Genomic DNA, 6,270 nt, shown 5'->3' on the forward strand with positions numbered 1-6,270 from the left:
GGCTCAATGTCCGACGGGCAAGGACGATCACCGGTTGAACGACGGTGGCGGTTACTTCCGACGGTCCGTCCCAGGGGGAAGCGGCGTGCTCGGCGCGGGAGTTTGGCCGAATGGTGGCCAGTTCGAGGCTGCGGTCTCCACTGGCGCGGAGGTATTCACGGATCCACGGCTGCGGACCGCCCGGTTCGAACGGGACGCTTTCGGTGCCCCGGTGCAGGTCACCGGCGAGTCGGCGGTCGTTTTCTTCGGAGCTGCGACGGGCAGTGCCTTCGCGCTGCGCTGTCCGACCCGGCCGCTGACCGGCGGAGCCGAACGCTATGCGGCGGTAACGAATCATCTACGTCGTCATCGGGTGCTGTCAGCCTTCCCGAAAGCCGAGTGGGTCGCGCAGGGAGTGCGGGTCGGCGAGAAATGGTGGCCGGTGGTCGTCATGGACCAGGTCCAGGGCACCACCCTGCGGACCTACGTCCGCCAGCACCTCGCATCTCCGGAAGCGCTGCGTGACCTCGCCGCCGGATGGAAGCTTCTACTCGGTGAGATGAGCAAGGCCGAGATCGCCCACGGCGATCTGCAGCACGGCAACGTGTTCGTCACCGAACAAGGTTCAGTACGCCTCGTGGACCTGGACTCGGTTTGGGTCCCGGCGGTCGCGCACCTACCGCCGGACGAGCATGGACATCGCCACTACCAGCACCCCCGCCGGCAGGCGACGGGCTACTGGGACCGCCGCGTCGACACCTTCCCGGGTCTCGTCATCTACCTCTCGGTGCTGGCGGTCGCCGCCGACCCGGCCCTGTGGGAAGAGTTCCACCGCGACGAGAACCTCATCCTGAGCGCGTCCGACCTCGCCCAGCCCGACCACACGCCGATCTGGTCACGACTCGCCGCAAGCCGGGACGGCGAGGTCCGTCGGCTCGTCCCGCTGCTGAGGCGCTTCTGCCTCGGGCCGCCGGCGGTTGACGTCGATTTGCCAACGCTGCTGCGCGACGCCGACAGCGCCCTGCCGGACGCGCCTGTCAGCGAGGCGGTCGCGCCGTCCCTCGGCGCGGGGAGTTCCTGGTGGGAACCGAGCCAGGCTTCCGTCCCGACGAAGCCGATCGATCCCAGCCAGGGCTGGGCGATCCCGCCCTCTCCATCGGGAGCCCCAGGCACCCCAGGCACCCCGGCCACCCCAGGCACCCCAGCCGCGGGACGGAATCTCTGGGACGCGACGACCAGGACATCGCCGAACACCGGTCCCTCGGCGGGTCAGGGCGGCACGACCTCCGCGGCCGGCGACGGGGCGCGGCGGGCGTCGCCCCCCGGATCCGTGCCGAACCGCGGCTCCGGGTCGCGCACGGCGGCTCTCGTCCTCGCGGCCCTGGCCATCCTCGCACTCATCCTGATCATCCTCACCGTGGGATGACACCAGACGACCGAAGGCTCGAGACATTCGAGACAACCGATGGGAGGCGGCATGACGCCGTCAGGCGGGCCGGACGACACCGCGTGGCCGAGCCGCCACCGGCGGATCATCGGGGTCTGCATCCTCGTGGCCGCGGTCACGATCGCCGTCGTCGGCCTGATCTCGGGCGGAGGCGGAACGGCTCCGTCGCCGATCAGGATCCTGGTGACGACCTCCGCCGACCAGGCCCTGCGGGCGGCCGGCGGCAACGACGTCAACCAGGTGATACTCGTGGCGTCGTCGGCGCCGCAGCCGGACGAGCCCGAGCTGTTCATCCAGTACAAGGTGCGGGCCGGGGAGACCCGGGAGCAGATTGCCGCGGCACTCGGGATCAACCCGGACGCCGTGGCCGATCACCCGTTCAAGGACGGTGAGCTGCTCCACGTCCCGCTCCCGCCCCGATTCACCCGCGGCACGGGAAAGGACGGCCCGGTCTTCACCGCCTACACCCCACCTGCGGCATCGTCCACGGCCGGCGTTCCGTTGCTCGGGGTGCCGGCCGCCGACGTCCCCCGGCTCGCCGAGGTCGGCGCCCGGCTGCTCGTCGCCGTCGGTCCGGGTGCCCGCCCGGACGTCCACAAGGTAGCCGAGGCACTTCCGGACACGGTCGAGGCGATCGGTGACGACCACAAGGTCCTGGTGCCGGCCTCGGTGCACGACGGCACCCACGGCCCCGGCCGGATCGGCACCGCGCTGCGCTGGCTTCTGATCTTCGCGGTCGGCCTTGCCGTGGTTCCGCTGGCCGGCTTCGTCCACGCCGTGACCGGTCGCGGCACCTACCCGGAACCGACGTCGCCCCGGGACTTCCGGCCGGCCGACTTCCCGCCGGCCGACTTCCCGCCGACTAGGTACCCGCGGCCGGCACCGCCGGCCGACTTCCCGCCGGCCGACTTCCCGCGTCCGCTCCCGCCTCGGCGCCCGGGCCCCCCGGGACCGGGCGCCGCCGTCCATCCGATCGGAGTCGAGGTGATCGATCGACGGACGCTGCTGGAGGACCCGCAGTGCTCGTGCGGGAGCATCCAGGTCGACGCGTCCTACGCCTGCCGCGCATGCCCGAACTCATGGCGGGTGGGCGCCGGCGAGCCCTGGCCGGACATCCTCCCGACGAACCCGGCGGACGATCCCCCGGGCGCTCTCTCTGCCGACGACCACCTCCCCCGGTACTGATCCGACTCCTGAGGAAGCGCGAAGCCCATACCCTACACCAAGCAGATCGACCGGCGTGCCCCGGGCTGCTTCATCTTTCTGCTGGACCAGTCCGACTCGATGAACTACCCGATCGCCGGGCGTCCCGGCATCTCCAAGGCGCAGGCCCTCGCCGACATCGTCAACGACACCCTCGCGATGATCATCCGTCGGTGCAGCAAGGAGCGCGGCGAGGGTCCGCGTCCCTACTACGACATCGCCGTGCTCGGCTACAGCGGCGAGGAGGCCCGCTCACTGTTCACCGGAGCACTCGCCGGCCAGTGGCTGGTCTCGGTACCGGACCTCTTCTCCTGCGTGCTGCGCCGGGAGGAGCGGCACGGCTCCTCGATGCCCGTGTGGTTCGAACCGTTCGGGGCGGGCCTCACCCCGATGTGCGCCGCCCTCGACATGGCCGGGAGCCTCGCCTCCGGCTGGGCCCAGAGCCACCAGGACTCCTTCCCACCAATCATCATCAACATCACCGATGGAGCAGCCACCGACGGCGAGCCCGAGAAGGTGCAGATGTGGGCCGACCGGCTACGGTCACTGCGCACCGCGGACGGCAACCTGCTGCTGTTCAACATCAGCATCTCCGCGGTCGCGCAGACCACCACCACCTTCCCCGCGGCCGAGTCCGAGCTGTCCGACGAGTGGGCTCGCGGGCTGTTCCGGATGTCGAGCGAGCTGCCGCCGCTGATGCGCACCGCGGCGGAGCGCCTGGGTGCGCAGACCCGGCCCGGCGCCCGGGGATTCGTCTCCAACGCGACACCCGACGCGATCGTCCTCGCCCTCACCGTCGGCACCCAGGTGGCTCAGGTCGACGCCTGAGTGGGGCGGTGGGCCGACGGCTGCGGTGGGTCCCGAGGAAGGAGAGGTGCGGGAGTGCGGGTCACGGGCCGTGTGCAGGTGTGGCTGCCGAAGAACAGCGGCTATGCCTCCGAAGACGCGACGATGGTGAGCACGGCGCGCCGGCGGGCGGCCGTCGCGGATGGCGCGTCGGAGGGGGTCGACGTGCGGCGGTGGGCAAACCTGCTGGTCACGCGATACGTCAACACGCCGCCGCCGATCGGGGCCTCGGCCGAGGGCATCTACGAATGGTTCCGCGAGACGATCAGGATCTGGAACCTGAGCCCGCCGACGGTCGATCCCGACGACTGGCGGTTCCAGGGCGTCGGTGCGACGGAAGCGGCGTTCGCCACGTTTCTTGGACTGCAATTCAGGAGCGAGGAGAACGAACACGACGGCCGGCTGGAGTGGGAGGCGATCGCGGTCGGCGACTCCTGCCTGGTCCGGGTGCCCTCGCCGGAGGCCATCCTGGCGGGCGCGCAACCCGAGTTCTTCCCGTACTCCGCATCGGCAGCCTTCACAAGCACCCCCGACCTGGTGCCCAGCGACCTCGGGCGGGCCCGTCGGCTCGCGCCGACCGGGGAGGGCTGGCCGGTGCGGGTGCGGCGAGGCTTCGCCGAGGCGGGGGAGGTCTTCCTGCTCGGCAGCGACGCGATCAGCAAGTGGCTTTACACCCTGCCGTGGACTGATCCGGAGGTTTGGCGGCGACTTCCCGACCTGCGCAAGCCGAACCTGGAGGGGCTCGCCCACCAGCTCAAGGACGCGGGCGAGATCGACCACGACGACCTCACGCTGGTGGTGCTCCGGGTGCGCGAAGACCCGCGGAGATGACGCACGGGCGTGGGTCCTAAACGACGGCCGGGCGCCACCCTCGCCGAGACGGATGGACGCCCGGCCGTGGCCGGTCCGCGGGATCGATCAGCCGGCCCTGCGCTTCTCGATCGCCTCGATGAGCTGCGGGACGACGTTGAACAGATCGCCGACCAGCCCGTAGTCCGCGAACTCGAAGATCGGCGCTTCCGGGTCCTTGTTGATCGCGACGATCGTCTTGGACGTCTGCATCCCGGCCCGGTGCTGGATCGCGCCGGAGATGCCGACCGCGATGTAGAGCTGCGGGGACACCGTCTTGCCGGTCTGCCCGACCTGGTTCTGGTGCGGGTACCACCCGGCGTCGGTGGCGGCACGCGACGCGCCGACCGCGGCGCCGAGGGTGTCGGCCAGCTTCTCCACCAGGGTGAAGTGCTCGGCGGCGCCCAGACCGCGACCACCGGAGACGACGACCTGGGCCTCGGTGAGGTCCGGGCGGCCGGACTTCGCCTCGACGACGCGGTCGACGATCTTGGCCCCCTTCGCGGCGTCGGAGATCGCGATGTCCACCGTCTGCTCGGACGGCGTCACCGGGGCGGCCTCGGGCGCCGTCGAGTTCGGCCGGACGACGACCACCGGAACACCCTTGACGACCTTCGACGTGACGATCGTTGAGCCGCCGAAGATACCCTGGGTGGCGACCAGGTCGGGGGTCAGCGCGACAGCGTCCCAGATCAGGCCCGAGTCGGTCTTCGCGGCGACGCGGGCCGCGATCTCCCGCGAGTCCGCGGTGGCGGCGACCAGCACGGCAGCCGGCGACGCGTCCGCGACCAGCTTGGCCAGCACCTCGGCCGCCGGCGCGCCCACGTAGCCGACGACGTCCTCCGACTCGACGACGTAGACCCTGGCGGCGCCATACTGCGCGAGGTACTCCTTGGCCTTCGCATAGGTGCCCGGCGCTCCGAGGAACACCGCGGCGGGCTCGCCGAGCGAACGGGCGAGCGTCAGCAGTTCCGCGGTGACCTTCTTGGGTTCACCATCGGCGTGCTCGACGAGCACGAGAACTTCAGCCATCGGACAAAACCCCTCAGATAAGCTTCTGCGCCGCGAGGAACTCCGCGACCTTCGTGCCGCCGTCGCCCTCGCCCTTGACGATCGTGCCACTCGACCGCGGCGGCGCGGGCTCCGAGGCAACGACCGTCGACGTGGCGCCGGCCAGCCCGACCGCATCGGCGTCCAGACCCGCGTCCGCGGCGGACAACGTCGTCAGCGGCTTCTTCTTGGCCGCCATGATGCCCTTGAACGAAGGGTAACGCGGCTGGTTGATCTTCTCGACCACGGCAACCACGGCCGGCAGGCTTGCCTCGACCAGGGCGTAGCCGTTGTCGGCGAGACGCTCGATCGTGACCTTACCCGCGGCCGGATCCACCGTGACCTTGCGGGCCTGGGTGAGCTGGGGAAGGGCCAGCCGCTCCGCCAACAGGGCACCGATGACGCCGCCACGGGCATCGGAAGCCTCGCTGGAGGTGATGACGATGTCGGGTGACAGCGTGGAGATCACCTTCGCCAGCGCGGCGGACGTCGCCAGCGCGTCCGACCCGTGCAGCAAGTCGTCCGTCAGGTGCACGGCCTTGTCCGCGCCCATCGACAGGGCCTTGCGGATCGTCTCGGCCGCCTTGGCCGGTCCCATCGTGACGACGGTGACCTCGCCCCCGTGCGCTTCCTTGATCTTCAGGGCCTCTTCGACCCCGTACTCGTCCATCTCGTTCATAACGCTGTCGACACTCTTACGGTCGACGGTCTTGTCCGCGACGTCGAGCTTCTTCTCCGCCCAGGTGTCAGAAACCTGCTTGACGGTAACGACGATGTTCACGCGTTGGGGCCTCCGTAGCCAACATCCGATGTCAGTCCCTTGACATCGTCGCATCTGGGGCGCTCACGCGCTCAATGATCGACGACGTGACGCGGACCGCAGTACGCCCCTGAGA

Annotated in this window: 6 protein-coding genes; 4 read left to right on the plus strand and 2 right to left on the minus strand. The window is 70.3% G+C overall.

Translation table 11 applies throughout. The features are described 5' to 3' along the window. The 4 genes from AC08OX_RS13570 to AC08OX_RS13585 form a co-directional block, all read left to right on the plus strand. On the plus strand, positions 1 to 1,405 hold a 1,405-nt coding region (locus tag AC08OX_RS13570), incomplete at its 5' end, for a hypothetical protein (RefSeq protein ID WP_476608157.1). Between the two features lie 51 nt (positions 1,406 to 1,456). After that, complete coding sequence (locus AC08OX_RS13575) at positions 1,457 to 2,611, plus strand: hypothetical protein (protein WP_476608158.1); 1,155 nt, start codon at positions 1,457 to 1,459, stop codon at positions 2,609 to 2,611. Positions 2,612 to 2,710: 99 nt separating this feature from the next. Next, positions 2,711 to 3,457 carry a vWA domain-containing protein gene (locus AC08OX_RS13580; RefSeq protein ID WP_476608159.1) on the plus strand — a complete coding sequence of 249 codons (747 nt, stop codon included), beginning with the start codon at positions 2,711 to 2,713 and terminating at the stop codon, positions 3,455 to 3,457. A gap of 54 nt (positions 3,458 to 3,511) precedes the next feature. Then, positions 3,512 to 4,306, plus strand: a complete 795-nt coding sequence (locus tag AC08OX_RS13585; RefSeq protein ID WP_476608160.1) for a hypothetical protein — start codon at positions 3,512 to 3,514, stop codon at positions 4,304 to 4,306. A gap of 87 nt (positions 4,307 to 4,393) precedes the next feature. Here the strand turns inward: AC08OX_RS13585 and AC08OX_RS13590 are convergent, their stop codons facing one another. Both AC08OX_RS13590 and AC08OX_RS13595 read right to left on the minus strand, forming a co-directional pair. After that, positions 4,394 to 5,356 carry an electron transfer flavoprotein subunit alpha/FixB family protein gene (locus tag AC08OX_RS13590; RefSeq protein WP_476608161.1) on the minus strand — a complete coding sequence of 321 codons (963 nt, stop codon included), beginning with the start codon at positions 5,354 to 5,356 and terminating at the stop codon, positions 4,394 to 4,396. A gap of 13 nt (positions 5,357 to 5,369) precedes the next feature. After that, positions 5,370 to 6,155 (minus strand): electron transfer flavoprotein subunit beta/FixA family protein, encoded by a 786-nt coding sequence (locus AC08OX_RS13595; protein WP_476608162.1) that lies wholly within the window; start codon positions 6,153 to 6,155, stop codon positions 5,370 to 5,372. Positions 6,156 to 6,270 lie beyond the last annotated feature (115 nt).

This window comes from Frankia sp. CoBUL1 (assembly GCF_978021245.1).